Origin of the sequence: Allohahella sp. A8, from assembly GCF_047946665.1 — a bacterium.
Taxonomy (GTDB): domain Bacteria; phylum Pseudomonadota; class Gammaproteobacteria; order Pseudomonadales; family Oleiphilaceae; genus Allohahella.
In genome coordinates, this window is the sequence record NZ_CP172312.1 from 1479631 (window position 1) to 1506483 (window position 26853).

24 protein-coding genes and 1 riboswitch are annotated in these 26853 nt (G+C 59.5%); of the genes, 6 read left to right on the forward strand and 18 right to left on the reverse strand.

Translation table 11 applies throughout. From position 1 onward, the window contains the following. Window positions 1-13 precede the first annotated feature (13 nt). Complete coding sequence (locus ACH3PB_RS06790) at window positions 14-385, reverse strand: YajD family HNH nuclease (protein WP_416398701.1); 372 nt, start codon at window positions 383-385, stop codon at window positions 14-16. Window positions 386-502: 117 nt separating this feature from the next. On the opposite strand from ACH3PB_RS06790, the gene ACH3PB_RS06795 reads away from it, so the two are divergent. Continuing rightward, complete coding sequence (locus tag ACH3PB_RS06795) at window positions 503-769, forward strand: DksA/TraR family C4-type zinc finger protein (protein WP_416398702.1); 267 nt, start codon at window positions 503-505, stop codon at window positions 767-769. 29 nt (window positions 770-798) lie between these two features. Here the strand turns inward: ACH3PB_RS06795 and bluB are convergent, their stop codons facing one another. The 10 genes from bluB to ACH3PB_RS06845 form a co-directional block, all read right to left on the reverse strand. Beyond that, window positions 799-1515, reverse strand: a complete 717-nt coding sequence (gene bluB / locus ACH3PB_RS06800) for a 5,6-dimethylbenzimidazole synthase (protein WP_416398703.1) — start codon at window positions 1513-1515, stop codon at window positions 799-801. After that, window positions 1512-1823 carry a DUF2149 domain-containing protein gene (locus tag ACH3PB_RS06805; protein WP_416398704.1) on the reverse strand — a complete coding sequence of 104 codons (312 nt, stop codon included), beginning with the start codon at window positions 1821-1823 and terminating at the stop codon, window positions 1512-1514. The genes bluB and ACH3PB_RS06805 overlap by 4 nt, the downstream gene beginning before the upstream one ends. Further along, on the reverse strand, window positions 1820-2266 hold the full coding sequence (locus ACH3PB_RS06810) for a MotA/TolQ/ExbB proton channel family protein (protein WP_416398705.1): 447 nt from the start codon (window positions 2264-2266) through the stop codon (window positions 1820-1822). The genes ACH3PB_RS06805 and ACH3PB_RS06810 overlap by 4 nt, the downstream gene beginning before the upstream one ends. Then, window positions 2256-6524, reverse strand: coding sequence for a cobaltochelatase subunit CobN (locus ACH3PB_RS06815; protein ID WP_416398706.1), 4269 nt, complete (start codon window positions 6522-6524; stop codon window positions 2256-2258). The genes ACH3PB_RS06810 and ACH3PB_RS06815 overlap by 11 nt, the downstream gene beginning before the upstream one ends. 88 nt (window positions 6525-6612) lie before the next feature. Next, window positions 6613-8073, reverse strand: coding sequence for a cobyric acid synthase (locus tag ACH3PB_RS06820; RefSeq protein WP_416398707.1), 1461 nt, complete (start codon window positions 8071-8073; stop codon window positions 6613-6615). Between the two features lie 11 nt (window positions 8074-8084). Then, complete coding sequence (gene cobO / locus ACH3PB_RS06825; RefSeq protein ID WP_416398708.1) at window positions 8085-8696, reverse strand: cob(I)yrinic acid a,c-diamide adenosyltransferase; 612 nt, start codon at window positions 8694-8696, stop codon at window positions 8085-8087. A 51-nt stretch (window positions 8697-8747) separates the two neighbouring features. Continuing rightward, the gene (locus tag ACH3PB_RS06830) at window positions 8748-9515 is read right to left on the reverse strand and encodes an ABC transporter ATP-binding protein (protein ID WP_416398709.1); all 768 of its coding nucleotides are present in this window, start codon (window positions 9513-9515) and stop codon (window positions 8748-8750) included. Next, window positions 9515-10483 (reverse strand): FecCD family ABC transporter permease, encoded by a 969-nt coding sequence (locus tag ACH3PB_RS06835; protein WP_416398710.1) that lies wholly within the window; start codon window positions 10481-10483, stop codon window positions 9515-9517. The genes ACH3PB_RS06830 and ACH3PB_RS06835 overlap by 1 nt, the downstream gene beginning before the upstream one ends. Window positions 10484-10516: 33 nt before the next feature. Continuing rightward, on the reverse strand, window positions 10517-11407 hold the full coding sequence (locus ACH3PB_RS06840) for a cobalamin-binding protein (protein WP_416398711.1): 891 nt from the start codon (window positions 11405-11407) through the stop codon (window positions 10517-10519). Window positions 11408-11467: 60 nt separating this feature from the next. Then, complete coding sequence (locus ACH3PB_RS06845) at window positions 11468-13294, reverse strand: TonB-dependent receptor plug domain-containing protein (protein ID WP_416398712.1); 1827 nt, start codon at window positions 13292-13294, stop codon at window positions 11468-11470. A 174-nt stretch (window positions 13295-13468) separates the two neighbouring features. Beyond that, window positions 13469-13693, reverse strand: a riboswitch (cobalamin riboswitch). A 179-nt stretch (window positions 13694-13872) separates the two neighbouring features. On the opposite strand from ACH3PB_RS06845, the gene ACH3PB_RS06850 reads away from it, so the two are divergent. The 3 genes from ACH3PB_RS06850 (at window position 13873) to ACH3PB_RS06860 (ending at window position 20162) form a co-directional block, all read left to right on the forward strand. Beyond that, complete coding sequence (locus ACH3PB_RS06850; protein ID WP_416398713.1) at window positions 13873-16797, forward strand: glycosyl hydrolase family 18 protein; 2925 nt, start codon at window positions 13873-13875, stop codon at window positions 16795-16797. A gap of 201 nt (window positions 16798-16998) precedes the next feature. Further along, window positions 16999-18189, forward strand: coding sequence for an ABC transporter substrate-binding protein (locus tag ACH3PB_RS06855; RefSeq protein WP_416399427.1), 1191 nt, complete (start codon window positions 16999-17001; stop codon window positions 18187-18189). Then, window positions 18186-20162, forward strand: coding sequence for an ATP-binding protein (locus ACH3PB_RS06860; protein ID WP_416398714.1), 1977 nt, complete (start codon window positions 18186-18188; stop codon window positions 20160-20162). The genes ACH3PB_RS06855 and ACH3PB_RS06860 overlap by 4 nt, the downstream gene beginning before the upstream one ends. On the opposite strand, the gene ACH3PB_RS06865 is transcribed toward ACH3PB_RS06860, so the two are convergent. Continuing rightward, window positions 20159-20782 carry a response regulator transcription factor gene (locus ACH3PB_RS06865; RefSeq protein ID WP_416398715.1) on the reverse strand — a complete coding sequence of 208 codons (624 nt, stop codon included), beginning with the start codon at window positions 20780-20782 and terminating at the stop codon, window positions 20159-20161. The two genes, ACH3PB_RS06860 and ACH3PB_RS06865, sit on opposite strands and share 4 nt — an antisense overlap. 90 nt (window positions 20783-20872) lie before the next feature. Next, entirely contained in the window at window positions 20873-21202 is a 330-nt protein-coding gene (locus ACH3PB_RS06870) for a hypothetical protein (protein ID WP_416398716.1), read from the reverse strand. Window positions 21203-21223: 21 nt separating this feature from the next. On the opposite strand from ACH3PB_RS06870, the gene ACH3PB_RS06875 reads away from it, so the two are divergent. Continuing rightward, window positions 21224-21814 carry a hypothetical protein gene (locus tag ACH3PB_RS06875; protein WP_416398717.1) on the forward strand — a complete coding sequence of 197 codons (591 nt, stop codon included), beginning with the start codon at window positions 21224-21226 and terminating at the stop codon, window positions 21812-21814. A gap of 19 nt (window positions 21815-21833) precedes the next feature. On the opposite strand, the gene cobM is transcribed toward ACH3PB_RS06875, so the two are convergent. Continuing rightward, entirely contained in the window at window positions 21834-22589 is a 756-nt protein-coding gene (gene cobM / locus ACH3PB_RS06880; protein ID WP_416398690.1) for a precorrin-4 C(11)-methyltransferase, read from the reverse strand. Then, complete coding sequence (gene cbiE / locus ACH3PB_RS06885; protein WP_416398691.1) at window positions 22586-23878, reverse strand: precorrin-6y C5,15-methyltransferase (decarboxylating) subunit CbiE; 1293 nt, start codon at window positions 23876-23878, stop codon at window positions 22586-22588. The genes cobM and cbiE overlap by 4 nt, the downstream gene beginning before the upstream one ends. Window positions 23879-23919: 41 nt before the next feature. Here cbiE and ACH3PB_RS06890 point away from each other — a divergent pair, with 41 nt between their 5' ends. Beyond that, complete coding sequence (locus ACH3PB_RS06890) at window positions 23920-24672, forward strand: cobalt-precorrin-6A reductase (protein WP_416398692.1); 753 nt, start codon at window positions 23920-23922, stop codon at window positions 24670-24672. Between the two features lie 22 nt (window positions 24673-24694). On the opposite strand, the gene cobJ is transcribed toward ACH3PB_RS06890, so the two are convergent. The 3 genes from cobJ to ACH3PB_RS06905 are packed head-to-tail and all read right to left on the reverse strand — an operon-like array spanning window position 24695 to window position 26846. Then, entirely contained in the window at window positions 24695-25480 is a 786-nt protein-coding gene (gene cobJ / locus ACH3PB_RS06895; RefSeq protein WP_416398693.1) for a precorrin-3B C(17)-methyltransferase, read from the reverse strand. Next, window positions 25477-26217, reverse strand: a complete 741-nt coding sequence (locus ACH3PB_RS06900) for a precorrin-2 C(20)-methyltransferase (RefSeq protein ID WP_416398694.1) — start codon at window positions 26215-26217, stop codon at window positions 25477-25479. Before ACH3PB_RS06900 ends, cobJ begins: the two co-directional genes overlap by 4 nt. A gap of 5 nt (window positions 26218-26222) precedes the next feature. Next, window positions 26223-26846 (reverse strand): precorrin-8X methylmutase, encoded by a 624-nt coding sequence (locus ACH3PB_RS06905; protein WP_416399426.1) that lies wholly within the window; start codon window positions 26844-26846, stop codon window positions 26223-26225. Window positions 26847-26853 lie beyond the last annotated feature (7 nt).

The following is a 26853-nucleotide window of genomic DNA, read 5'->3' on the forward strand; positions in this document are numbered from 1 at the left end:
TTGTGACCTTGGGCTACTTCTTTTTCTCCAGCGCTTCCTTGAGGCCAGCGAAAGGGTTGAAGGTCGCTGCTTCGCGCTTGTTTTCTCCACCACCGCCGTAGCGGACAAAGGCTTCGAATTTGCTGTGCTCTTCATCATGACAATAGAGACAGAGCAGCTCCCAATTACTGCCATCTGACGGATTGTCATCATGATTATGGTTGACATGATGCACGGTCAGCTCACGTAGGTTCTTGCCCGAAAATTCACGGGCGCAACGCCCACAGACCCACGGGTAAAGCTTGAGTGCCTGCTCCCGATAGCCTTTCTCGCGCTGGGCAATGTACCTGCGCTGCTCTTCAAGCACCTGGTCGGTCTTGCTTCTGTTCGTTGTATTGCTGGCCATGACTCACCTGTGATCATGCTTGGACGACAACTTCATTCTAGCACCGAAGAGTCATTTGCCGCCGTGAATCCGTACTTGAAGATAAGGTTGAATGAAACAACTAGGCAGGAGTCTATTATGGCTGGGGGTTGGGCCCGGGACGGGGCCGTACAGGATCAGATTGACGCAAGCGTCGAAGACGCTGTTCAGCAGGCGCGCAGCAGACTTACACAAGGTGACAGCCTGATACGCTGTGAGGACTGCGACGAGCCGATCGCTGAGGCACGTCGGCGGGCGCTGCCTGGTGTGCGGCGATGCATTGCCTGCCAGACTGCGGCAGACCAGGACAACGCAGCGAGCAGCAGCTTCAACCGTCGTGGCAGCAAGGACAGTCAGCTACGATAGGCTGGCGCATGATAGACGTTTGCTGCCTCTCAGGTATCAACGCGGATATCCGCCAGTGCTCTACACAGGCTCTGGTCCTGCAGACGCTCCCCCCAGGTGCTGCCATGCACCAGCGCCTCGAGCGGCAGACGGCTCCGCCAGCCGGCCGCCTGAAGCTCAGGCTGGTCGAGAAACTCGCTCACGTAGCCAATACAGAGATAGGCCAGTGGATAGACCTCTGGGGGTAGTCTCAGCGTTTGGCTGAGTTGCGCCTGATTCAGAATGCTCACCCAGCCAACGCCAATTCCCTCAGCCCGTGCTGCCAACCAGAGATTCTGAACGGCAAGACAGGTACTGAACAGATCTGTTTCCACTATGGAATTGCGGCCCAGCACGTGGGTACCGCCACGACTGCGATTGCAGGTAATGCAAATATTGAGCGGACTTTCGAGTATGCCCTGCAGTTTCAGGCTGCGGTAGTTGGCCCCCTGCTCGCCGGTGTAGTTGTTTGCAGCCTTCTCATTCTCGCTGTCGAAGATGGCCAGCACGTCCTTGCGGATAGACACGCTATCGATGACGAGGAAATCCCAAGGCTGCATGAACCCGACGGATGGCGCATGATGGGCAGCTTGCAGCAGGCGCGCCAGCACGTTTGCCGGTATGGGGTCTGGTCGAAACTGTGAGCGCACATCGCGTCGCTCATGTATGGCGCGGTAGAGCCCTCGTACCTCAGCCTCGCTAAAAGGCTCGTTCACATTTTGCGTCATGGTTTTTTGGTCTCCTCGCCGACGAGTATGAGCTTACCGCTACGCGGGTCACGGTAGACACGGCCCATCGGCTCGAAACCCTGTCCCGCCTCGCCTATACCCTCAGGCAGATCCGGCAGCTCACGCCCCTGCTCCACGATTTGCGAACGCTGTTGCAAGTGCGTCTGAAGTTGCTCGCTGCTGGCAAAAAGCGCTGCAATGAGGCCGCAGGCGAATACGAGCATGATGTCGACGAGATTGGCCAGCGGCCCGAGAGGTTCCTCACTTTCACCATCGAAGCGACTACGCAGGAGATCGCGTCTTTTCATTGTGCTGCAGATTCCAGCGCATCCAGCACCTGGTCGTACCAACGCCGCCGAAGCCTTGCCAGAATAAATCCGATAATGCCGATGAGGAGGCCCATGACGGTCGTATCGAAAGCAACCGTGACGGCTTCAGCAAGCACCTCCAGTTCGCCACGACCGAGTGCAGCGAGCCCCGGCCCCAACGGAATGAGGGTGCCCATTAGGCCGAGCATGGGACCCACTCTCGCCAGCAGGTCTGCGCGCTCGATGCGTCGCCGCCCCAACTCCGCAGCGGCTTCAATGCTGCCACTTCGCTTTATCCTCGGTAAGGCCCACCAGCGCTCCGCGAGGCTGATACCGGCCTCCCAAATGGCAGCAGCGACTGCGATGATCAATAACAGCAATACCGGCGCCAGCAGCAGGCCCACGAATTCGTGAGTCAGGTGGCTCAGGACGTCAATGCTCATCAATTCTCCGGATTTTCTTATCGTTGAGTTGAGTGGCGTGGCCACGGGCACCATGTAGAAGACCACCCAGAAGTAGCAGTAACAACATCGCTGCTGTCAGCCATAGCAGCTGATTGTCACCTACGGGTTCGTTCGCTGGGGGTTCGGCCGCGGGCGCTTCTTCAGATTTTTCCGGCTTTTGAGGCGTCTGTTCCGTCGCCTGAATTTCGGTGATGCTCACCGGCTGCTGCAAGGCCTCCGGCTCAGGCTGCCGAGCGGCCTCTCTCGCCTGCTGAAACGCCTCCCGCAGGGGCTCATCCAGACGGGGCTCAATCCAGCTGAGCATCGGGTGGCCAGGCCGCGTATGACCGCTACCGGGTAGACCGTTCTCGACCACATGTGTAGCGAACTGCTCGGCCAGCTCATCGAGCGTTGTATCGTCCGCCTTCCAGAAACCTTTGTGAGCGGCGACCAGGAGGATGGCTTCCATATTGGCTTTGACGTGGACGTTGGAGCCCTGCTCAAGAAATTCATCAAGGCCCAGACTGTGTTTATCATCGAGATAGACGCTTTTCACCTCGTCCCAGACCCAGCTCTTGATAATGTCGGGGTTCGTCACCTGCCAGCCCCAGAGATACTCGAGGAACTCACTACCCATCGTTCGTGCCCCGGCGTAATCGTGGTTCATGAGTGGCTGTATCCAGGCGGGATTGAGGTAGCGGCCCCTGAGCTCCTGTTTGAGCGCGACATCTAAACGTTCGATACTGGCGTTGTCGGCCCTTGCATGCTCAATCACCCTACCTTCCGGCACCTGGCCGCTAACCGTCTCCACGGCAAGGCTCAGCCCACCGAGATAATCAAAGGCGTCGTTGTTGTCCAGCAGGCCGTAAAGATTGCTCGCCCGCCCAAGGTAGGTCTGTTGCACCGCCTGCAGCCCCTGCTTGAAGCTGGCATGCGCCGCAGTGCCGTTGTGACCGACCCCATAGGCATGCCCCATGCGCTGCAGGTAAGCGGCCGCGACTTCGCTACGATCCTCCCAGGCACCTGAGCGTTCGACGAGACGGTTCACGCCTGCGCCGTAGGCGCCCGGTGCATCGCCGAATATTCGCAGGCTCGCCAGACGACCCGACTGCTGCGGCTCAAGGGCATCATTCAGCGAGGCTCGGGTCTCAGCGACCCAGTTGGCGGCAACCTCGTTGGCGTCAAGGCGCTCGTTTCCAGGTCTGCGAAGTTCACCAAGTGGCTCGAGCGCGCCCTTCAGCGCCTCGGCAAGCTCCGGGTGCTCTGCCTGAATCGTCAGGCTGGCGCCGTCCAGAGCAAGCAGGACCGAACGATCGAGCCAGATCAGCAGATTCGGATACAGGTCGCGAAACAGTCCGGAGGTGGTAAAGAGTACGTCCTGGCGTTGTGCAGGAATGGGCTTCCCTTCTGACGATTCACGCTCGGTGAGCGGCAAACGCTCCAGCTCCGAGATGATGCCCCGGCTATTCCAGACTGGCCTGACACCGAGCAGGCTCATACCGAAGGCGACCATGGCGCCCTCATCCCGGACAGTATCAGAGGCCCATAGCACCACGGCGGAACGACCCTCGTCGCCAGCGCCTTTGGTCCGTGCCTTGTCTGCCAGCTCCTGGCCAAGATCGTAAGCCAGTTGAGTTGGCAGGACGCTGCCATCGAGCGCATGAAAGTTTCGACCGGTCGGCAGGGCATCTGGCGAACGTATAGGGTCGTTGCCCTTCCCTGGCCGCACGAACTTGCCCTCGAGCGCTGACAGGAGTGCTGAATGCTCGGCGCCGGGTGAAATGGTCAGTGCTTTACGGGCGGTTTCGTCGCCCATCGATTCAAGCATCATGTCGACGGCCTCTGTCGCCCAGTCACGACCGAAGACATGCAGCCCATGCGGCATGAAGGCTTCCTGCAGATCCGTCAGGTAATGGCCGATCTCATGCACCAGCATCGCTTCGTCGACGTTCTCGTAGGTCAGACCATCTATGCCATGCTCTTCGGCAATCGTGCCGATCAGCTCATCCTGGAGCTCCAGCGCCTCCACCGTCTCACGGATCTTCAGCATGGCTCGCCCGGCAAGCGTGGCGCTGCTGCCGGCACTCGCTGACTCCCAGGTTTCCACCAGCTGGCGCAGCTCTAGCAACTCGTCGTAGAGTGGGGTCGTCTTCAACGGTGGCGTAAGATGATCGATCATGACCGCAAGACCCCGACGCTTGGCCTGGATACCCTCGCCTACACCATCGACGATGTAGGGATAGATCCCTGGAACATGCCCCGCTACCAGCAAGGGATAGTCATCAGCGCCCATCGCAGCGCGGCGGCGTGGCAGGAATTCATAGGTCGAATGCCGGCCAAGGTGAACGATGGCATCAGCCTTGAACTGCTCGCGAAGCCAATGATAGAACGCCAGGTACTGATGCGTGGGCGGAATAGTTGTGTTGGCGTGCAGCAGCTCCTCGTTGAGCTCCCAGCCACGCGGTGGTTGCGGGCCTATGAAGATCTTGCCGAAGCGTAGCCCCGGGAACAGCATTCGGTTTTTGTAGGTCATGCTCCATCCAGGAGGCTCGCCCCAGCCCTTGATACCTTCGATACCTATCCGCGCCAGTGCGTCGACGATTGCCTCTGCGGCCCCCCAGTCCTTGGACTCACCTGTCAGCAGTGCTTCAATGAGCACTGCCAACTGATCCAGAAGGTCCAGTGCTCGTGGTCGCCCGGCGTGCTGGGTCCCTTCCAGCAGGTGGTGGATGTCGCCCAGCGTACGATCCATGAGCTGCCGGCCCAGTTCGATTTCGCCGAGACGCACCGCCTCCTTCAGCTGTGCCTGAAGGTAGCCCAGTGGCCCGAGCACAAGTTCATCCTGCACGGCAGGCGGTAGCGTGGCGAAATAGCTTTTGTACGCGTCTGTTCCAAGGCTTTCGACCTGCCCATAAAGTGCTTTCAGCGCCTGGCGGTCCTCGGGCAGGTTGATGCCGCGCTGCTGAATTTGCTCCAGCAGCGCGGCCGGAGAATCAGGCAACTCACCGGTGTCGTAACCCGATGCTGCGAGCGCATTGAGCATGTCCCAAAGCGTCGCTGGCACATCGAGATTGTCGGCGCCGACATTGTGCCGGCCGGGCGGGTGGTTATAGTAAATGATCGCGAGCCGCTTATCGGCGTTGGCCTTTTGCTGCAGTTGACTCCAGCGTTTCACTCGCTCGGTGAGCGAGTCGATCTGCGCCTGCACCGGTTGACTGATCTGTAGACGCAGGCCAGTGGCTTCGTGGATGTAAGGCGCTCCGGCGGCGGCCAGCAAGATCGGCTGCGAGGCGCCCTGCAGCTCGGGCATGGCGAGCTGATAATTCACCGCCTCCCATGGCATGCCGTCTTCAGAGATCCGCCACTGGGCGGCTGTGCGATCTGCCAGGCGGATGCCCTTGTATAGGGGCACATCAAGTTGCTCCAGCGCAGTAATCGCAGCTTCGCGCTCACCACCACCGCCTATGACAAAATCCTGCAAACTGATGATGCCGGTAAGTTGAGGGTAAGCTGTCAGCTTCTCGAGCGCGAGACGACTTGCGGCGCCCCAGCGGGCGAGTACACCCAGACATTGCAGATCTTTGTCCTGTAGCGCCTGACATAATGTATCGAGCAAGGCCCGGTTTCCAGCCTCGTCACCTGAGTCGAGGTCGAGTACTGCAACGAGCGGCTGCTCGCTGTGGAGCTTCGGGCCCCGCACGACCTCGCCACCTTGATAATAACGCACTGCGGCCAGTGGTCTCGGCTTCGGCGCCTCAAGGTCCAGCATCCAGGCCAGCAATGCGGCAAGATTGTCACTGCCGCGCCCCTCCCAGTAAGCCTGCCCTTCCAGCCACTCCGCCTGTTCTGGAAAGCGGCTTGCCAGATCCATGCGGTGCTGCTCGGCATCCTCGTCCGGAGCGGGGCTTTCGCCAAGTGCTTCGATGGCCTCGATATCCAGACCTGCAAACACCGCACTACCTTCGAGGCGTGAACGGGTCACCAGGCGTCGATCGGAGTGCACGACCAGCAGTGGCTTTTGCGGCGGAAGGGTTTTTAGCAGGCGCTCCAGCCGCGGCACCACCTCGTCCCCAAAGACTGCCGCCATCAGGATGGCATCAGCGGCAGTCATGAGCGCCTGCAACTCTGCGTCGGAGAGTTCAGCGATTTGATCAGGCGTACGCAGAGCCAGCTTGTGCCTGGGATGTTTTCGCAGAAAATCATCTGCGCCTGCTGCCAGCGACGGCGCAGATCGCTCGGAGACGATGCCAAAGAGCATTTTTGCCTGCGTAGGGGCCGCGCAGAATAGAATGATACTCAGGGTCAGGATTTGAACGCAGAGTGCGCGCAGGCACAGCTGATTGTATTTAAGCAACTTTCAATAGTCTCCGTAGCCATTCGCAGTCCAGGCTGTTTTCTACAGAGTCTGCGAGTCGGTCCAGCTGTTGCTGGCGGTGATGATGGTAATCGATCGCCCGGTGGGTATTTTCTTTCATTCCAAGTTGCAGAAGCAGCGCTTCACAGGCGCCGGGGTCATCGAAGATGCCGTGCAGGTAAGTCCCCATGATCTGGCCGTCAGCACTGACGGCACCATCCGGACGCTTACCGATCCATGCCAGTGGGCGTTCGAGCGCTGGACCACTTGAGACCCCATTATGAATTTCATAGCCCGTCAAAGTTGGTCGACCCGGACCAAAAGCGATGGTGCCTTTGACATTGGCAAGCTGCTTGCCGACCACCATGCGGGTAGTCATGTCGAGCAGCCCGAAGCCTTTCACAGAACCTGCCTGGCCTTCCAGCCCATCGGGGTCCTGCACATCCTTGCCGAGCATCTGAAACCCACCGCAGATGCCAAAGACCCTGCCGCCGTAACGCAGATGTCTTTGAATCACTTCTGCCCAGCCTTGCTGTCGCAGCCAGGCGAGGTCGTGGCAGGTGCTCTTGCTGCCCGGCAGCAGGATGACATCCGCCGGCGGAATGGGCTGGTCAGGGCCAACAAAAATCAGATCTACGCCTGGGTGAAGTCGCAAGGGATCAAAATCGTTATGATTACTGATCCGGGGCGGTACCGGCACAACGATTCTCAGTGCACCCTTGTCGCTCTCACCGCCTGTGGCGACACCGTCTTCTGCATCGATCAGCAGACCATGGAGATAAGGCAGAACGCCGTTCACCGGCTTGCCCGTGCGCGCCTCGAGCCAGTCCAGCCCTGGCTGCAGCAGCGCAATATCGCCTCTGAAGCGGTTGATGATAAAACCCTGGGTGCGCGCCTGCTCACGCTCGGACAACAGTGCAAGTGTGCCGACGAGCTGGGCGAACACGCCGCCGCGATCAATATCTCCAACCAGTAGCACCGGGCAATCGATGGCTTCGGCGAAACCCATGTTTGCAATGTCGTTGGCACGCAGGTTGATTTCTGCCGGGCTGCCGGCACCTTCGGCGATGATCACGTCGTAGCGACTGCTGAGCGCTTCCCATGCTGCCAGCACCGACTTCATGGCTTCAGCCTTATACGCGTGGTAATCCAGCGCGTCCATGTTGCCGAAGACCTTGCCGCGCAGGATGACCTGAGCGCCACAGTCTGTCTGCGGCTTGAGTAAGACCGGGTTCATATCGCTGTGTGGTTCGATGCCACAGGCCAGTGCCTGCAGGGCTGTTGACCGGCCGATCTCCCCGCCATCCATGGTGACAGCACTGTTTAGCGCCATATTTTGCGGCTTGAACGGCGCGACCGACACACCCTGTCTTGCCAGCCAGCGGCACAGTGCTGCCACTACGGTAGTCTTGCCAGCGTCTGAGGTCGTGCCCTGGATCATCAGCGTCGTCATTTCATGCGTCCCTAGAGCTCTATGCCTTTCTGGGCCTTGATACCCTGATCCTTGAAGGCGTGCTTGACCACTTTCATTTCAGTGACGGTGTCGGCCAGCTCGATGAGCTGCTGTGGTGCATTTCGTCCCGTCACAACGGCATGCTGCATGGCGGGGCGGCCCTGAAGATCGTCGAGTACCTGGTCGATATCGAGGTATTCATAGCGGAGGGCGATGTTGAGTTCATCGAGCAGAACGAGCCCGTAGCGCTCATCCGACAGCATCTTTGCGGCAATGCTCCAAGCTTCCGCGGCGGCTTTTTCATCTTTTTCCCGATCCTGTGTGTCCCAGGTATAGCCCTGCCCCATCACGTGATAGTCGACGTTCGGCAGATCCTTGAAGAATGCCTGCTCACCAGTGCTGAAGGCGCCCTTGATGAACTGCACGATACCTACTTTCATGCCGTGACCGAGCGCTCGTGCGGCCATGCCAAAGGCCGAACTGCTCTTGCCCTTTCCAGGACCAGTCAACACCAGCAGAACGCCCTGCTCTTTCTGAGCGTTGGCAATCCGCTCCTGCATAACTTTCTGTTTTGCGGCCATGCGACGGGCATGGCGCTCAGGTTGCTTGGCATCTTCGCGCACGATAAGGCTCCTGTTCTGTGTGTGGGGAGTACGGGTTGTTGTTCGCTGAACCTATCTTCTGGGTACAAATACTGGTGCACCGTCAATCTCAGCAACAGATAAGCGCTGACCGTACAAACGCTCCAGCGCGCCGGGTACCAGCATGCTGTCAGCCGCCCCCCAACACGCCTCGCCATCCGGGAACAGCAGCAGTAGGTGATCGCACCAGCGTGCGGCCAGATTCAGATCGTGCAGGCAAAGCACAACGGCATGCCCCGCACTGGCTTCGTCTGCCAGTAGTGCCATAGTCGCTGTCTGGTGATGCAGGTCGAGGTGATTGGTCGGTTCGTCTGCGAGCCAGATCGCAGGGGCCTGGGTGAGCACCGTGGCGATGGCGACCCGCTGTCGCTCGCCACCGGACAGGGTGTTGACGAGGCGGTCCTGTAGGTGAGCCACATCCAGCCGCGCCAGTGCCTTCTTCGCCTGTTCGATATCATCAGCCCGCTCCATCTGCCACGACGACAGATACGGATGCCTACCGATCAAGGCAGTCTCGAGCACTGTGGCGGGAAAATCGTCATGACGTTCCTGAAACACCAGCCCCAGCTTCTGTGCGACCGCACGTCGGCGCAGCTTGCTCAGTGAGTCACCGTCTAACAGCACATCGCCTGATCGGGGCGCGCGCAGGCCTGCGATGGTATGCAGCAGTGTCGTCTTACCCGCGCCGTTTGGCCCAAGCACGCCCCAGACCTGACCTGCCTCGATGACGAAGTCCAGTGGTCTGCCGTCTAACCGGCCCGGAATATCGATAACAAGATTTTTCAGCGACAGGCGACTCATCAGCGACTCCGGTGCAGCAATAGCAGGAATGTCGGCACGCCAAGGAGCGCCGTGATCACACCAACCGGCAACTGCTCCGGCGCGATCACCGTGCGAGCCAGGGTATCGGCCAATGTCAGGAGCATGCCGCCGGCGAGGGCGCAGGCCGGAAGTATCAGGCGCTGGTCGTTGCCCAGGATCAGGCGCAGCATATGTGGCACCACCAGACCGACAAAGCCGATACTGCCAGCTGTCGTCACGGCAACGGCCGTGAGCAGACTGGCTATCACATAGATGCCCCATTCCATCGGCTTGACAGCGACTCCAAGTGCAGCCGCCTGCAGCGGTCCGCGTGCGAGCACGTTAAGACTCCGCCCGAGCGGGATAACGAGGAAACAGACGGCGAGCAGAATAACAAGTGCGTACCAGGGGCTGTGGGCATAAGAAAGATCGCCCATCAACCAATACAACATACCGGGCAGACGACTGGCGGGGCTGAGCGCAAGCATCAAGGTGATGAAAGCGCCCCAACCGGCTGCGACCACCACACCAGTGAGCAGAAGACGCGAAGGCGTCCAGCTGCCCGTGCCATGAGCAAGGCCAAAAACGAGCAGAGTCGACAGCAATGCGCCTGCGAAAGCCGCACCGGAAACAATGAGCGCGCCCATGCCTGCCACCATCGCAGCCAGCGCGCCTACAGCGGCACCGCCAGAAAGGCCGAGTACATAAGGATCGGCGAGCGGATTCCGCAGAAGCACCTGCATCAGTGCACCAGCAACGGCCAGTAAGCCGCCTGTGGCAAAAGCCGCCAACGACCGCGGCAGACGAAGATCGAGCACGAGTGTCTGGGCCAGAGCACTGCCCTCGCCCATGAATACCGCCCAGACTTCGTCGATGGGCACAGAGGAGCTACCGACAGTGACCGATATCAGGAGCGCAAGTATCGACAGCAGGGCCAGCAGCAGCAGTGGCAGAATCAATCCCGGCATGCGACAGCGCCTCCGACTGCCGGAGTGCCTGTTTTAGCGGTTGGCACGCGCCTGCTCCAGTTTTTCACAGACTGCACGACTGCCTTCGAGCAGCCTCGGGGTTGGCCGCTGTATCAGTGATGGTGGTATGAAGAAGAGATTGTCCTGTCGCACCGCTTTCAGATCCTTGAAGCTGCGCCACGGTGTCAGCCACTGCGGATTTTCCTCACCCATACCACCGGCGATGATCGCCTCTGGATTGCTTACCAGAACAGCTTCAGTATCTATTCTGGGCACCAGTCGATCCAGCCCACCGAAGACGTTTCGCCCGCCACACAAGGCCAGCACCTTGCCGATGAGGTGTTCATCGTTCACCGTCATCAGAGGCTCGTCCCAGACCTGATAAAACACAGTTACCGGGTCTGCCTTCTCGTAGCGAGCGGCCACATCTGCGATGCCCTTGCGAAACTCACCGGCGACTGCGCCGCCCTCTGCTTCAGTGCCGGCTAGATGGGCCAGCCGCTCTATCGCCGTTGCTACGCCTTCGAAGTCACGTGGCTCGATAAAGAACAGGGTAAGTCCCAGCGCCTCGAGCTTGTCGACCTGCTCTTGTGGATTTCCGGTGGTCCAACCGATCAACAGGTCTGGCTTCAGTGAGACCAGCGCCTCCAGATCAAGCCTGGTATGGCTGCCTACGGATCGGACCTGGCGCGCTGCGGCCGGATAGTCGCTGTGTGAAACGACCGCAACGACCTGCTCGCCCGCCCCTGCCGCGTAAACCAGCTCAGTAGCCCCCGGAGAGAGCGCGGCGATTCGCTTGGCTGGCGAGGCAAGACACACCTTTCGGTCCATATCGTCGGTAGCGCAGCGCTCCGCCGCGTAGGCAGTCGAGGCGCTTATCAGGAGCAAAGCCAAGAGCCTCACAAAAGCAGCTGAACTAATCATCGGAGTCTCCTTGAACTGGCGCTGTCAGGGGCGCGGAAGTCAACGTTGCCGGAAAAACGCTTAGCGGAACTCGTACTGCACCGTCAGCAGCGCCATTCGACCCGCATTGATGTAGTCGACACCATCGAAGCGTTTGGCTGTGGCGTACTGCTTATCCAGCACATTGTCCACCGTCAGACGAGTGGTCCAGTCCTGGGCGAAGGCCCAGCCCGCCCGTAGGTCCAGAGTGGTGAAGCCGCCGATCCTGTCTTCGTTATCAGCATCATCGTAGCGATAGCCCTGGGCTTTTATTGTTGCCCCGAGGTAGACGCTGCCGATATCGCGATCGACATCCAGTCGTAGTTGTTTGCCACTGCGTCGACGAATCCGGTTATCGCTGCCGAGATCCCGTGGATCCATGACTGAGGCCGTCGCTTTCACGGCCCAGTCCCCAAATTCTGCCCCAGTACTGAGTTCGAGCCCGCGGATCCGCGCCTCATCTACATTGTAGGGCGCAAAGACACCGCCCTGGGAAACGAAGGCGATCAGGTTATCGACCTCGTTCTGGTACACAGCAGCATCCCAGTACCAAGTGTCATAGTGGCCACTGGCGCCAATTTCGTAGGCGTCGGCAGTTTCCGGCTCAAGCGTAGCGTTGCCGAAGTCAGGAAAGTACAGGTCATTGAAGGTCGGCGCGCGAAAGGAAGTACGATAGCTGGTGCGTAGGCGGTGGGCATCATCAAGGGCGTAGCCCAAGGCAATAGCACCGGTATTGTGGCGACCGTAGGCTTCGTTATCGTCAGTGCGCAGACTTACCTGGACTTCAGGGGCTCCGAAATCCAGCAGGAGCATGCCAAAGATAGCAGTGTTATCGCGGCTGCTTTCAGCATAATCGGTGGTGCTGTCAACATCATCCACGGCAAACTCGCCACCCAGAATGATCTGATGCGAAGCGAAATCGATGTAGTTTTCCCACCGGGCACTATTGGTTTCGGTATCGAAGGTCGAAGGCTCGTCGCCATCAAGCTTGTTATCACTGTCATCCAGTGACTGTGCAAGCTGGAGTCGACTAAGCCAGCGATCCGTAACTGGCGCATCAAGCGTGACGCCGAGGGTTTGGACGGCAAAATCGGTCTCGCCACCTTCGAATTCGGTATTCCCTTCCGCCCGGAACAACATCACATCTGCACCGAAGCCATTCTCGAAGATGTGTCCAAGGCGTGCGATGCCCGAGTTGTTCTCGTAGCCCTTGTGGTCGCCACCTTCAATCAGGGCTACGCCATCGGTCCTGAACTGATTGGCAGCCAGGCTAAAACTTGTACGCCTGTGGGTTCCAGCCAGGCCAGCGCCGAGCTTTGTAGAGTCGTAGTCGCCAGCACCGAGCGTTACCCAGCCCTCAGGCGAACCGCTGGCGGTATGTGTGAAAGCCTGCACCACACCGCCAACCGCATCAGCCCCATAGAGGCTGCTGCGGGAACCCCGAACGATCTCGACTCGTTCAAGCATTTCAGGCGGGATGAAGGTCCAGGGTGCGCTGCCTGCTGTGGCAGAACGCACGCGAACTCCATCGATCAGCAGCACGGTCGACTCGCTGCCGGTACCGCGAGTGAATACGCTCGTGGCTTTTCCAAAGGAGCCGTTGCCAGAGACATCGATGCCTGGCTGCCCTCTCAGTAATTCCGAGAATGCCAGCGGCTGCCGCCTTTCGATATCCGCTTCTTCAATGACGGTGACCGACGAAAGACTCTCACCGACCGTCTGGCTCTTGAGATTGGCCGTAACGACCACTGGCTCCAGACGACGCAGCTCGGTTTCAGCGCTGATGGAACCAGCAGAAAACGCTGCGGTGGAAGAACACAGAGAAAACCCTGACCAGGCTATCACGTGAAAATTTTTGAATACTGACATCTTGAATGCTTACCCAGCTCGACGTGCACGCCCGCACGATGGTTTCTAGAGCGGCAGCGACTTGGGTGGCGGGCTTGTTGCGAACTGAGCAGCGGGGCTCGATTGCACCCACCAGACCATCGCCCACCGCAACGTTTGGTGCTGGCATCACTTACCGCCCATTTCAGAGGGGCAGCAGGATACCGAATTTCAGGCCGGTCTCCGGGCTCTTGAGCAGATGCAGGCATCCTCCACTGATCACCTTCCCATACCTGCAGTACAGTGATGCATTCGACCAGGGTTAACTCAATTACCGTTGCGGGGGCAGCGCTGGACTGTTCTGCGTCGAGGCAGATTCACCAGCTTCCCGTTTCACCCTCGCACGCATTGCACGAGGGCACCTGAAAAGTGCGGCAAGGCTAACAATGAGCGGGGGATGGGTCAATCGTATTCGCAGCTGATTTAAAAATGCCCGGACGATCGACATCGGCCAAAAGGATGAATCGTGCTGTGATTTTCAACCGCCTGCCTGATAGGCCAGGCCTCCCGTCTTCCCTAGACTTTGGATTTCGATACACCCTCGTTTAGGGACGACAACAATGACGACATCACTGTTCCCCAGGAACAAACTCTGCCGCGCAATACTGCTTGGTGCGAGTCTGGCGCTTGCCGGCGGGCTGCCGACTTCTGCAACGGCGGCTCCCTGCGACGCACCCCAATGGCAGGAAGGCAACACTTTCAAGCTTGGCCAGGAAGTGATCTACCAGCAGAATATCTATAGAGCGCTGGTGACCCACACCGCCTGGACTGGCGCTGGCTGGACTCCCCTGACCAATTCCTTGTGGACGCTGATCGGCCCCGCTGACTGCGGTGGTGGTGGTGGCACAGATGATGGCGACGGCGGCGTGAATAACCCAGGTGACGGCGGTGACGACCCTGCTACGCCGGTCAAGAGCAGCACTACAAGATTCATCCCATATATCTACTCGTGGGGCATCGGCAATAGCGCCTACTGGGTGAACGACCTGCGCCAGCTGCCAAGCGGTGTGAACGATATTCTGCTGGCCTTTGCCCTCGCTTACGGCGATGAGATACGGCTACAGGCAGATGACCCCGACCTACTCAAGACCCAGATTTCCGCAGCGCATCAGAAAAGCATCAAAGTCGGCGTCTCCACCGGAGGCGCTTCCGCAGGCTATCTTCACGAAATGGCGGGCACGCCTGCAGTGGTTGCCAGCAAGTTCGTCGCTTTCATCAAAGAGTACGGCTTCGACTTCATCGACGTCGATTTTGAAGGCTCTTATATTGCCGACGCTGCTGCCCGCGACCGCATGGTCGCTATCATGGCGGCAGTACGCCGGCAACTGCCGCAGCACCCCATCACGCTCACTGTACCAAGCCACGGCGGAGAAACCGGCCTGAGTAGCGGTGTGATAGCCATGGCCAAAGCGATGTACGACGCCAATGCACTCAGCGCAGTGACGGCCATGTCTTTCGATTACTACGGCCTCAATCGGGACGTCTACCAGGCCGCGAAGGTTTCTGTAGGTCTGATCGCAGAACATCTCACGGGTGAATGCAATACCGCTACTGGTATGGTCTGCGCCGATCACTTCGATGAATTCAAAAAAGCTCGTGGTCTGTACGGCATTATCAGCATGATCGGCAAGGCTGATGATGGCCACGTTACGACAGTCGATGAACAGGCCCGTCAGACGAAGTTCGCCAAGGATAACGGCCTGTATTCCATAGGCTTCTGGGCGCTCAATCGGGACCAGAGTTGCGACATCGATCTTGCCCAATGCTCGGGTGTGAGCGCTGCGAATGGTGCGTATACCGCGGCTACGGTCAATGCGCTCGGGCAGTTTGGCGGGGGGAACCCTGGTAGTGGTTCTGGCGGCAGCGACGGCGGGACCGGTGGCGGAAGCGGCGACGGCAGCTCAGGTGGCGGTGCGGGCGGCGGCGACAGCTGCGTGGAAGGCGCCGTTGCAGCCTGGACTTCTGGCGCTGTTTACACCAAGGGTATGCAATCCACACACGGCGGCCGCCTCTGGGAAGCCCAGTGGTGGACCCAGAATGACACGCCGGGCACCGGCGGCGACTGGGGCGTCTGGCGCGACCGTGGTGCAGCCGAAGACTGTCCTGATGGCGGGGACGGCGGTACGGACGGCGGTGACGGTGGAACTGGCGGCGGCACTGATGGCGGTACAGACGGTGGCACCGATGGTGGATCTGGCGGAAGTGGAAACGGCGGTGACACCGACGGCGGTACCGATAACCCCGATGGCGGTACTGGCGGCGGCGGCAATGTCGTCGCGAGTTACTTCGTTGAATGGGGCATCTACGGCCGCAACTATCATGTTGCCGATGTGCCTGCCGAAAAGCTCTCTCACCTGCTCTACGGCTTCATTGCGATCTGCGGTCCGAACGAGTCATTACAGCTAGCCAACCCTGCAGGCTATTCAGCACTCATGAGTGAATGCGCCGATCAAGCAGACTACACGGTCACGATACACGACCGTTTCGCTGCGCTGGAAAAGAGCTATCCCGGTGATAAATGGGATGATCCAATTCGCGGCAATTTCGGTCAGCTGGCGAAGATGAAAGCAGCTAACCCGCATATCAAGGTTCTGCCCTCCATTGGCGGCTGGACCCTGTCCGACCCCTTCCATCCTATGGCGAACGATCCTGCGAAACGCCGGACCTTCATCACTTCGACTATTGAGTTTCTTAAGACCTACAAGGTTTTTGATGGTCTCGATCTCGACTGGGAATATCCAGGTGGCGGCGGTGCCAACCCAAAACTGGGCGCGGATAGTGATGCTGAAGCCTTCGCGACCCTCATGCGTGAACTGCGACAGGCACTCGATGGCCTGGAAGCTGAAACCGGTCGGGAGTATCTGCTCACCGCGGCTGTCGGCGCTGCTGCGGCGAAGATAGACAAGGTCGACTACCAGAATGCCGCAGCACACATGGACTACGTATTTGCGATGACCTACGACTTCTACGGCGCCTGGGACGGCACCCTCGGTCACCAGGCAGGCCTCTATGCAGCCACGAATGAAGCCACTCCGGGTTTCAATGGTGATACTGCCATCGACAATCTGCTTGCTGCAGGTGTACCAGCCGACAAACTCGTTCTCGGCGTCGCCATGTATGGGCGCGGCTGGCAGGGCGTAACAGGCGGCAGTGCCAATGATCCATTCAGCGGCACTGGTGGTTCGGCCATCCCGGGCACCTGGGAAGCCGGCGTACTGGATTACAAGGATATCGAACGGAACTATCTTGGCGGCGCCAACGGCACGGGCATCAACGGCTTCACCTATGGCTACGATGCGCAAGCAGAGGCCCCCTGGCTTTACAGCGCCAGCAAAGGCCAACTGATCAGCTTCGAGAACGAACGTTCAGCTAAAGCAAAAGCCAAATATGCTAAAGATCATGGCCTTGCGGGTGTTTTCTCATGGGAAATCGATGCTGACAATGGCCGCATTCTGGATGCCATGCGTCAAGGTGTAGCGAGGTAAGCCGAGGGCGAGTATCGCTAGACGTCCAGTGTCGCAGCGATCTTTAGGGGATGCCCAGGCATCCCCTTTTTTTCGCCTCTGGGAAGCAGTCACAGTTCTGCTCACTGAACCACCATACAATCCATTCAAACAATCGATACAAACACTATTGGCCTGTCGCATTCTCCCGACAGGGCGCAGGGAGGCACTGACTTGTTCGGAATGATTAGGATCAGGGGCTCCAGGGCTCCGCTTGTCGATCTGTGCGTTTCGCGCCGCAGTCTGGGTTTGATCTACCTGCTCTTCGTCTTGAGTCTGCTTAGCTCCAGTGCATCAGCCGCCCGGTCCGACAATACGCGGCCGCGTGTGGTGTTTCTCAATCCCGCCACACCAGAAAATATCTTCTGGGAAAAGGTCACCCGCCTCATGCGGCACGGTGCGCAACAGCTGGACATGGATCTCACTGTCTCCTATCAGACGCAGGAGGACATCACGAGTCGCTTCTCCTATGTCAAGGCCGCGAACGATATATTGAGCGCCGAGAATCCACCGGACTATCTGCTATTTCTCAACTTGCGGGACACTGGTCACCGCATACTCGAGCAGGCCGAGGCAGTTGGTGTAAAAAGCATGATGATTCTCAGCGACATTCATGATGATGAGCGACTGCTATTCGGGGAGCCTCGTGGAAAATTCAGACACTGGATAGGACATCTGGTTTCCGACGACCGCCAGGCCGGATATCTCCTGGCCGACCGTCTGCTGACCATGGCCCGTAAGCTCGATCGATCTGGTGTGATTGAAACTGTGGGCATCAACGGATCTATCAACGGTACCGCTGCCGCTTTGCGGGCGCAGGGGCTGAAACAGGCGCTGGCCGAGCACGAACGCAGCAGTCTCAACGCCCTCGTCAATTCGAGAACATGGCTGAGACAGGACGGCCAGGCCAAGGCGCTCGTCTTGTTGCGCCGACATCCCGAAACCGAAGTGATATGGGCAGCATCGGACGGCCTCGCTCTCGGCGCAAGCGACGCTGCCGCCGAAATTGGTGGTGGCAGCGCTGGCGCAAGGTTCGTTGGCGGCATTGACTGGACAGATGAGGCGCTTGAGGCAGTCACCAAAGGCCAGCTTACGCTATCTGTCGGCGGCCACGTACTTGAAAGCCTCATCGCCTTGGTCCTGCTGCACGACCACTACCACGGTCGGGACTTCAATCGGGACCCTGGCGCCCGCCTGCTCACGCCGATGGCTGTTGCCGACCGACGCTCCGCTGCACAGTTGCAGAAGCGCATGAACGCCGATCTCGATGCGGTAAATATCCAGCGTCTGTCCAAAATCAGGGATCATACGCTCGAGCGCTATGACTTCAGCATCGCAAATATTCTCTCCTTGCCGCAGGGTGCGCTTGAGTGAGACCTTGGCTGAAACTGGCGGCACGGGATCGTCTGGCCTGGCAGCAGGCTCGTTACGCCATGTTGGTCGCCTTCGGCCTCGGAACGCTCATGAGCAGCGCACAGTTACTCACTGACTATTTTCGTGAGCGGACGCAGGTCGAGACTACCGTTGTTCAGGCCGTTGCCATCATGCAGAGACAGGCCGCCCGCGCCATTTTCGATATTGATGCCTCGCTGGCAGTCAATGTCGTCGATGGGCTGCTCGAGTATCAGCCAGTATTCAGTGTGGAGCTGCGCGATGCCTTCGGCGTCATGCTCCTGTCCAAGGAGCGCACCTCGCAGGTGCGGGGCGATGACACCATTGCGCGTTGGCTATTCGGCGATATGGAAGAGTATCGCGTACCTCTGAGATATTACCCCGACGAGGCACCGGTCGGTGAACTCAATGTGGTGATGGACAGCACCGTGCTCGCGCAGAATTTCGTCTCACGCGCAATCGTCACACTCACAACCGGATTGTTACGCAACTGCGTGCTGGCACTGGTGCTCTGGCTCATGTTCTACCTTACCCTCGCCAAGCCAATCGTAGAGCTGGCCCAGCAGGTTGGCGCGGTGAAGACCGATTCACCCGATACCATCGATGGCGTCGGCAGGGGCGTCAATCGCAGAAACGAACTCGGACTGCTCAGCTACGCCCTGAACCGCCTGTTAGCTGGTTTCGCCCAGAGTCTGCAGCAGCGCGATGCTGCAGAACAGCAACTCCGCCTGCATCAGGAAGACCTCGAGCGGCGTGTTGCTGCGCGCACTGTGGAGCTGGAAGACGTCAACCTGCGCCTCGAGCGGCAGTGTGAGCTTGCGCAGAAGCGTGCTGATGACGCCCGCCTGGCATGGCGGACAGCACATAGCGCAAACGCCGAGAAATCACGTTTCATTGCAGCTGCGAGCCATGATCTGAGACAGCCACTTCAGGCCCTTCAGTTCCTTCTGGGTGCACTGCGAAAGCATGTGCAGGGCCCTGAAGGCCGGCGCCTCTATTGCAATGCTCTGGTGTCTGCGAACAGTCTCCAGGACTGGATGAACACGCTGCTCGACATTTCGCAGCTCGAAGCCGGCGTTCTCAAAGTACGGCGAGCGCCGGTCGATATCGGCTTGCTCATGCGCTCGGTTGCTGGCATTTGCCAGACACAGGCGGCTGAGCGGGGTCTGGAGATTCGTGTTCGTGCAGGGGGCTTCTGGGTGGACTCCGACGCCACGCTGCTGCAAAGGGTGTTGCTCAATCTCGTGACGAATGCCATCAAGAATACTGTTGAGGGCGGCGTGCTGATGGGCGTTCGCAGACGTGGCTCGAGCCTGCTGATCGAAATCTATGATACCGGTGTGGGTATAGAAGCCAAAACGAGAGATGAAATATTCACCGAGTTCCGCAGCTTTGGCCATGAGTCAGGTACGGGCATCGGTCTTTCGATCGTCAAACGGGTATGTCAGATGCTCGACCACCCCCTTCAGGTTCGCTCCAACTGGGGGCGTGGTAGTTGCTTCGCCATTGAGGTGCCTGAAGCCAGCCCGGCTCCCCCATCTACTCCAGTACCGCTGCTGGCGGGGCAACGCATCCAGGCGCTTCGCGTACTGTTGATCGATGACGACCCGCAGATACTCCGTGGCCTTGGCGCGCTCCTCGGCAGCTGGGGCAATGACGCAATAACTGTTTCCGGAGCGCGTCAGGCACTGAGTGTCTCAGCCGAGGGCGTCGATCTCATTATTTGCGACTACCATCTCCATGGCCAGGGCGCAGGCATTGAGCTCATTGAATCGATTAGGCTACGGGCGGGTCGCAAGGTCCCTGCCATCTTGATTACTGGAGATACTCGAGAGGATCTGCTCCAGCGATTTGCAGCCAGCGGGCTGGTGGTGCTGCACAAACCCGTATCGCCGCCGCGACTGCGCGCCGCCTGCAACCATGTGCTCAAGAGCGCCTCGCCTGAACCCGCCTAGACGAGGCTCATATCCTGAGCAACGCGGGCCGCTTCTGTGCGGTTTCGAACATTGAGGTCACGGTAAATATTGTTGCAATGTGTCTTGATGGTGCCCATTGAGAGACTCAGCCGATTGCAGATTTCCTTGTTCGGCAAGCCCTCGGCTAATAAGCGCAGGACCTCGACCTGACGCCGACTGAGGCCCGAGGCAGTCGTTAGCGACGAGCTACCATGGTCCTCACGGGGCGCGTAAAGACTCTGCGGGAAATAGCTGCCCCCCGCAAGGATAAGCTGGATGGCTCGAATGACCACGACTGTTGGCCCTGCCTTGCAGATATAGCCCTGTATATCAAAGGCGAGTGCTCGTCGCATGGTTTCGGGACGGTCATCACCAGACAGTATGGCGACGGGTACCAGTGGATAGCGCTGCTGGAGCTCAGCGAGCAGATCCAGTCCCGCGACGTCCGGTAGTTGAAGATCGAGTAGCAGCAAGTCGATGTCGGCTCGCTGCTGCAGTTGCTGCCACACCTGTTGACCACTTTCGGCTTCGATCAGTTTCGCATGCGGATACGCATCGACCAGCGCAGCCTTCAAGCCAGTACGAAACAGACCGTGATCATCAGCAATGATGATATTCATACGCGCTCCCTGTGAATCCTGCTGAATTCGTGCAGGGGCTACAGTACACCAGCTGACGGAGCACGGACCGTGTATGCGTCAAATTTGAGGTCAAAAAGATGTCTTCAGGTTCTGGACAAGCGCACTACCGAGGGCTAGCCTGAGCCTCTGCCACTGCGCTTCATCGCCCGGCAGGCCGAATCTCACTGCCGGATGATGAGGAAAGAGACGAATCAGGATGCCCTGTCGCGCCAGCGCTTCTGCAATCTTGCTTGCCTGGGCATGCCGGACATAACGAAACAACAGTGTGCCGTTCGAAGCCGGCATGCCCTGGCTGTCGAGCAAATCTCGCAGCCTGGCACTCGAAACAGCAAGTGAGCGCGCCATCGCCTCTTGCCAGGGCTTGTCCATAAGCGCACGAGACATGATATAGGTGCGCATAACGGCTGGTTCGGTGCAGGGGTGCCCTTTGGAGAGCTATCTGCGGGAACTGCCCAGGCGCTGGCTGATCTTGCGGAAACTCACGCTGCCGGGCAGTTGAGACTGACGCCCTGGCGACAGATTCTACTGCCCGGCGCGGGTGCTGAGCTTGCTGGTGCATTGAACTCGCTGGGGCTCATTACAGAGCCAGATGACGCCCGCCTCTCGGCCACCGCCTGCCCAGGCGCGCCCGCCTGCAAGTCGGGCAGCAGCAGCACTAGAACAGATGCACTTGGCTGGGCCCGTGCTATGCCCGCACTCTTCGATGGTGCACTGACTATCCATATATCAGGCTGCGGCAAAGGCTGTGCGCATCCACTGACCAGCCCACTCACCTTGACGGCTCGAGAGGGCTTATATGATCTCATCGTCAATGATCGCGCTGATCCTGCTCAAGAAGCAAACACGCTATTGACGGGCCTGTCGCCAGCCGATGTGGAAGCCAGACTCCAACTGCTCTCGAGGATATTGCAGACGGCCCGGCAAGCAGACGAGACGCTCTCACAGCTGATCCTGCGCCTGGATGCCAGACTTTTGCGACAGGCATTGCTCGCCGACGCTCCAGTTGCTTGAGCGATTTGCCTGGTCCGGATCAGTCCGCACGGAACAGCCGCTGGTGTCGTAGATCGTAGAGTGCGCTGTCGCGGAATCCTGACTCACCCAATGCCCGCCCCACTAAAATCAGCGCGCTACGTTTTTCGGGAATACTGTCCACCTGCGCTGCAATGTCGTGGAGCCGTCCGCGCAGTATCTGCTCGTCCGGATGCGTTGCACGAAAGACGATGGCCACCGGGCAATCTCCACCATAGAACGGCGACAGACGCTTGAGGACCTCGCCGATAGCATGCAGGGAGAGATGAATGGCCAGGGTGGCACCCGTCGCTGCATAGGCCTCGAGGGTTTCTCCTGGCGGCATGGCGGAAGCGCGGCCCTGGGTGCGGGTAAGCACCAGCGTCTGCGCCACCTCAGGCAACGTTAGCTCGAGCCCCAATACAGCCGCCGCTGCAGAGAAAGCCGGCACGCCTGGCGTGAGTTGATACGGAATCCCGAGCACCCTGAGGCGCCGTAGCTGCTCAGCCACTGCTGAATAAATTGCCAGGTCGCCGGAATGAAGGCGCGCTACATCCTGTCCACGCTCGTGAGCCTTCTGCATGGCGTCAATGATCGCATCCAGTGTCATTCCAGCGGTATTGAGGCGTACTGCATCGGCCGCGGTATGAGCAAGTATCTCCTGCGGAATTATGGACCCGGCATAGAGGCAGACAGGACAGCGTGCGATGAGATCACGTGCACGCAGGGTGATAAGATCTGGCGCACCGGGACCGGCGCCAATGAAGTGTATGGTCATATCGGATTTCCGGAATAAAAATCGGCCTGTTTTGGCCGCGCCACCCGGGCGTGCCACAAGGTGATGGTGCGCAGCGGACGCCAGCCGGTAAAGCGGCCCAGCGCTTCGGATCTTTCCACAGCGAGCCGAACCAGAGCGCCACCGTAGCGGGCCCTTGCAGCGATGAGCGCGGCTTCGCCTTCTGCCGTCACAGCACTGGCAACGCAGCGACCGCCCGCGGAAAGCGCCTGCCAGCACAGGTCCAAGAGCTTCGCTTCGGTAATGCCGCCGCCGATGAAGATTGCGTCGGGTTTCACAAGCCCGCTGAGCGCCGCCGGCGTGCGCCCGGCTATGCATTGCAGATGACCTACGCCAAAGGACTGCGCATTCGCCATGATCTGAGCAACGCGCTTCTCTTTTACCTCTACGGCCGTAGCCGTATTGGCGGCATCTGCCAGCAGCCACTCAATCGACACTGCGCCTGAACCAGCGCCGAGATCCCATAGATGCTCGCCACCTCTTGGCGCCAGATAGGCCAGGATAACCGCGCGAATTTCGCGCTTTGAGATCTGCCCATCGTGAGTGAATTCGTTCTCGTCCCTCCCCGGCACCCGGGAGCATCCATGCCCTGCGAGCCTGCTGCGGCACTCGATCGCCAGGGTATTCAGCTTATGCACCGCGGTATCTCCCCAGGCGCTGGCAGTGCGTTCACAGCGTGTTTCTGATGCACCACCCATCGACTGGAGTGCCACCATCTGGCTGTCACCATAGCCCGCGCTCACCAGCAAGCGTGCAACCCTGGCAGGACTGTTTCCGTCCTCACTCAGAACCAGCAGTCGGCGCCCTGGAGATAGCACGGCGCGGAGTCGATCAATATCGCGAGCTACGACAGAGAAACAATGACAATCCTGGAGTGGCCAGCCCATCCGCGCCGCCGCCAGCGAAAACGCTGACGGGCCCGGCAGGCTTCGCATGGCGCCCGCAGGCAGATAGCGGGACAATGTTGCACCAATACCGAACCAGAAGGGATCGCCGCTTGCAAGCACGCAGACAGGCCGGCCGGCATAGGTCATCAATTCTTCGAGGCCTGGCTGGATTGGAGACGGCCAGGCTTTCCTCACCTGACCGTCGACTTCCGGCACGTAGGCCAGATGGCGCGCGCCGCCAAAGAGTACTTCAGCTCCCAGTACAGCGGCCCGCGCATCTTCAGCAAGACCGGCCCAACCCGCCTCACTTAGCCCCACCAGGGTGAGCCAGCCCTCTTCTGACGTCGTTTCAGCATAGGCGGGAGACGTCTGTTGATTCTTCATTATAAAATACCGCTCCTGATATCACTGATGGCGAGCTGCCAATGCATGTACTTATTCTTGGTGGCACACGTGATGCCATGAACCTGGCCGCCGCGCTTCTGCACGATCCTCGCTTCGAGGCTACTTATTCGCTGGCGGGACGTACACGTCGTCCCCTGCCTTCGGGACTGCCGACACGCCGCGGCGGATTCGGCGGCATCGCCGGCCTGGTCCAATGGCTGCAGGACCATGGTGCCGCAGCCGTGGTGGACGCCACCCACCCTTTCGCGGCACAAATGTCAGCCAACGCCGTGGCGGCCTGCCGCATGACAGGTTTGCCCCTGCTACGGCTGGGACGGCCAGCCTGGACGCCTGTGGACGGCGACCACTGGTACGATGTCCCCGACCTCGATGCGGCCGCTGTGCGACTCGGCGAAGTGACCGAGCCCGGGCAGAACGTCCTGCTGACTACCGGCGGCACGACCCTCCGGCATTTCGAGTCGATGGCCGGCCTGCATTTTGTCGTTCGCTGCGTTGATCCGCCTGAGCCTCCGCCAGCTTTTGCCAGCTGGACATTGATCACTGACCGCGGCCCTTTCGATCTGGCCGGCGAGCAGGCACTGCTATCAAGGTATGGCATTGATATTGTCGTGACCAAGAACTCCGGTGGCCCCGCCGCACAGCCAAAGCTGGACGCAGCCCGGCACGCTGGCTTGTCCGTCATCATGGTCGAACGTCCAGAGCTACCATCAGCCGACCGCGAGCTTTACAGTGTGGAGGACGTGATCGCCAATCTCGAAGCGCTGCGGGGCTGAGCGGCACCCGCATCCAGCGATTCTATGTCTCGGCCGATTGCTCAGGATAGTCCCTTGGGCTGTAAACCCACTGTCGTCCGCCATGCTCGAAGTTACGGGCAAGTGAGTTCCCGATCAGGACGAGCGTCTGCATGTCTACAAGTGTCGGATCAGCCGCCGCGAGCGTGGTGAAGTGCAACGATTCATCTGCCCTGCCTACGGCCCTGGCGAAAATGACAGGGGTCTCGGCTGCCTGCACTGTTCTGAGCACCTCGAGAGCCTCGCCTAACTGCCACGGTCGATGGCTGGAACGCGGGTTATAGAACGCCATGGCAAAATCGGCCTGTGCAGCCAGCGTGATGCGCTTGCGGATGACTGACCAGGGCTTGAGCACGTCGGACAAGGACATCACGCAGAAGTCGTGACCCAGTGGTGCGCCTGTTCTTGCAGCGGCCGCCTGTAGTGCAGAAATACCGGGGTAAATGCCGAGCTTCACGTCCTGCCAAGCAGGTGAGGCCTTGTTGGCAAGCACTTCACAAATGGCTGCGGCCATTGCAAAAATTCCGGGATCGCCACCGGAGACAACAGCGACGTGACGGCCTTCAGCAGCAAGATCCAGCGCTTGCGCCGCTCGCACGAGCTCCACTCGATTGTCCGAGGGATGGCAGCGATGATGCGGCTTGGCGACACGGTCGAGATAGGGGCCGTAGCCGACCAGATCAGTAGCTTCATCAATGAGTGCCGCCGTCTCCGGACTCATCCAGGCCGCACCAGCCGGGCCGGTTCCGACAACCGACAGTATGCCGCCACTGGATGCTGTAGCGCTCATACACGTACGCCCGGGCCGGGAATGAGTACCATCGAAAAATAAGGCGCTATGGTGTCGCCGATTTCGGAGAGTGGCGATACGCGCTGCTCAGGCATACTGGCCTTCTCCACATACCACGCACGGTCGGCCATACCCAGTTCCTCTGCCATGCGACAGATACGTCCGAGGTTGGAGCCGACCTTCATGATCACGGTCGCCTTGCTGCCGGACATACTGGCCCGAAGCGATTCATCATCGAGCGTGCCTGGAATGACTGTGAGCACATCATCGCGCATGATCAGAGGCCTTGGCAGCAGTGCACCACAGGCCATGACTGAGTTGACGCCAGGCACCACGGTAATTTCGAAACGTTCTTTCAGGCGCAGGAAAACGTGCATGAAGGAACCGTAGAAGAAGGCGTCGCCTTCGTTCAGCAGCGCGACGTCGTGCCCTGCCAGCAAGTGCTCGGCCACCGCCTCCGCAGCTACATCGAAGAAAGCCTCGATCCGGTCATGATACTCCTGGCTCGTATGCGGCAGCTCAACAGTGACAGGGTAAACGAGCGCCAGCTCCTGATGCTGAGCCCCGATATGCGCTTCGCAACTGGCGCGTGCGCGCCCCCTGCTGCCGCGCTTGCAGAAATAGGCCACCACTGGGCACTCCGTCAACAGACGGACTGTTTTCAAGGTCAGCAACTCGGGGTCGCCAGGTCCGGTGCCAAGGCCGTAAAGCCGTCCAGGTGCTTGTTGTGTTGTCATGGTGCTCACTCGATGTCGCTAGCAAGGGCGTTGACCGCAGCGGCTGCCATGGCGCTGCCGCCCAGTCTGCCGTGCACGGTGATGAAATGGATGCCTGGTGTGGCCGCAAGTGCCTGCTTGCTTTCCGCTGCACCAATGAAGCCAACTGGAAAACCGAGAATGGCCGCAGGTCTTGATCCGCCGGCGGCCATGAGATTCAGGAGATGGAACAGCGCTGTGGGGGCATTGCCAATCGCCACTACGGCGCCCTCAAGATCCGGCTCCCATAGATTGACGGCTGCTGCACTGCGGGTATTGCCAATCTGTGTGGCCAGTGCAGGTACCCGCGGGTCGCGCAGGGTGCAAATCACCTGATTATTGGCGGGCAATCTGGCGCGGGTGACACCATGTGCCACCATCTGGCTGTCACAAATGATGGGCTTACCCGCCTTCAGCGCCGCTCTGGCTGCCTGGCCAACGCCATCGGAGAACGCCAGGTGTTGCAGAACGTCTACCATGCCGCAGGCGTGGATGATGCGGACGGCTGGGGCTTCCATTTCAGCTGGCAGACGCGAAAGATCGGCCTCGGCCCGTATGGTGGCAAAAGAAGCCTCGTAAATGGCCGCGCCATCGCGAATGTAGTCGTGCAGGTCTTTG

Bases quoted from the DNA above. Each gene is read 5' to 3' on its own strand.
- ACH3PB_RS06870 (WP_416398716.1), bottom strand. From the start codon at position 21,202: ATGCGCACCTATATCATGTCTCGTGCGCTTATGGACAAGCCCTGGCAA.
- cobM (WP_416398690.1), bottom strand. From the start codon at position 22,589: ATGACCATACACTTCATTGGCGCCGGTCCCGGTGCGCCAGATCTTATC.
- ACH3PB_RS06850 (WP_416398713.1), top strand. From the start codon at position 13,873: ATGACGACATCACTGTTCCCCAGGAACAAACTCTGCCGCGCAATACTG.
- ACH3PB_RS06795 (WP_416398702.1), top strand. From the start codon at position 503: ATGGCTGGGGGTTGGGCCCGGGACGGGGCCGTACAGGATCAGATTGAC.
- ACH3PB_RS06835 (WP_416398710.1), bottom strand. From the start codon at position 10,483: ATGCCGGGATTGATTCTGCCACTGCTGCTGCTGGCCCTGCTGTCGATA.
- cobJ (WP_416398693.1), bottom strand. From the start codon at position 25,480: ATGAGCGCTACAGCATCCAGTGGCGGCATACTGTCGGTTGTCGGAACC.
- ACH3PB_RS06840 (WP_416398711.1), bottom strand. From the start codon at position 11,407: ATGATTAGTTCAGCTGCTTTTGTGAGGCTCTTGGCTTTGCTCCTGATA.
- ACH3PB_RS06805 (WP_416398704.1), bottom strand. From the start codon at position 1,823: ATGAAAAGACGCGATCTCCTGCGTAGTCGCTTCGATGGTGAAAGTGAG.
- ACH3PB_RS06820 (WP_416398707.1), bottom strand. From the start codon at position 8,073: ATGACGACGCTGATGATCCAGGGCACGACCTCAGACGCTGGCAAGACT.
- ACH3PB_RS06815 (WP_416398706.1), bottom strand. From the start codon at position 6,524: ATGCTCTTTGGCATCGTCTCCGAGCGATCTGCGCCGTCGCTGGCAGCA.
- ACH3PB_RS06855 (WP_416399427.1), top strand. From the start codon at position 16,999: ATGATTAGGATCAGGGGCTCCAGGGCTCCGCTTGTCGATCTGTGCGTT.
- ACH3PB_RS06810 (WP_416398705.1), bottom strand. From the start codon at position 2,266: ATGAGCATTGACGTCCTGAGCCACCTGACTCACGAATTCGTGGGCCTG.
- ACH3PB_RS06890 (WP_416398692.1), top strand. From the start codon at position 23,920: ATGCATGTACTTATTCTTGGTGGCACACGTGATGCCATGAACCTGGCC.
- cbiE (WP_416398691.1), bottom strand. From the start codon at position 23,878: ATGAAGAATCAACAGACGTCTCCCGCCTATGCTGAAACGACGTCAGAA.
- ACH3PB_RS06790 (WP_416398701.1), bottom strand. From the start codon at position 385: ATGGCCAGCAATACAACGAACAGAAGCAAGACCGACCAGGTGCTTGAA.
- ACH3PB_RS06845 (WP_416398712.1), bottom strand. From the start codon at position 13,294: ATGTCAGTATTCAAAAATTTTCACGTGATAGCCTGGTCAGGGTTTTCT.
- ACH3PB_RS06900 (WP_416398694.1), bottom strand. From the start codon at position 26,217: ATGACAACACAACAAGCACCTGGACGGCTTTACGGCCTTGGCACCGGA.
- ACH3PB_RS06830 (WP_416398709.1), bottom strand. From the start codon at position 9,515: ATGAGTCGCCTGTCGCTGAAAAATCTTGTTATCGATATTCCGGGCCGG.
- bluB (WP_416398703.1), bottom strand. From the start codon at position 1,515: ATGACGCAAAATGTGAACGAGCCTTTTAGCGAGGCTGAGGTACGAGGG.
- ACH3PB_RS06865 (WP_416398715.1), bottom strand. From the start codon at position 20,782: ATGAATATCATCATTGCTGATGATCACGGTCTGTTTCGTACTGGCTTG.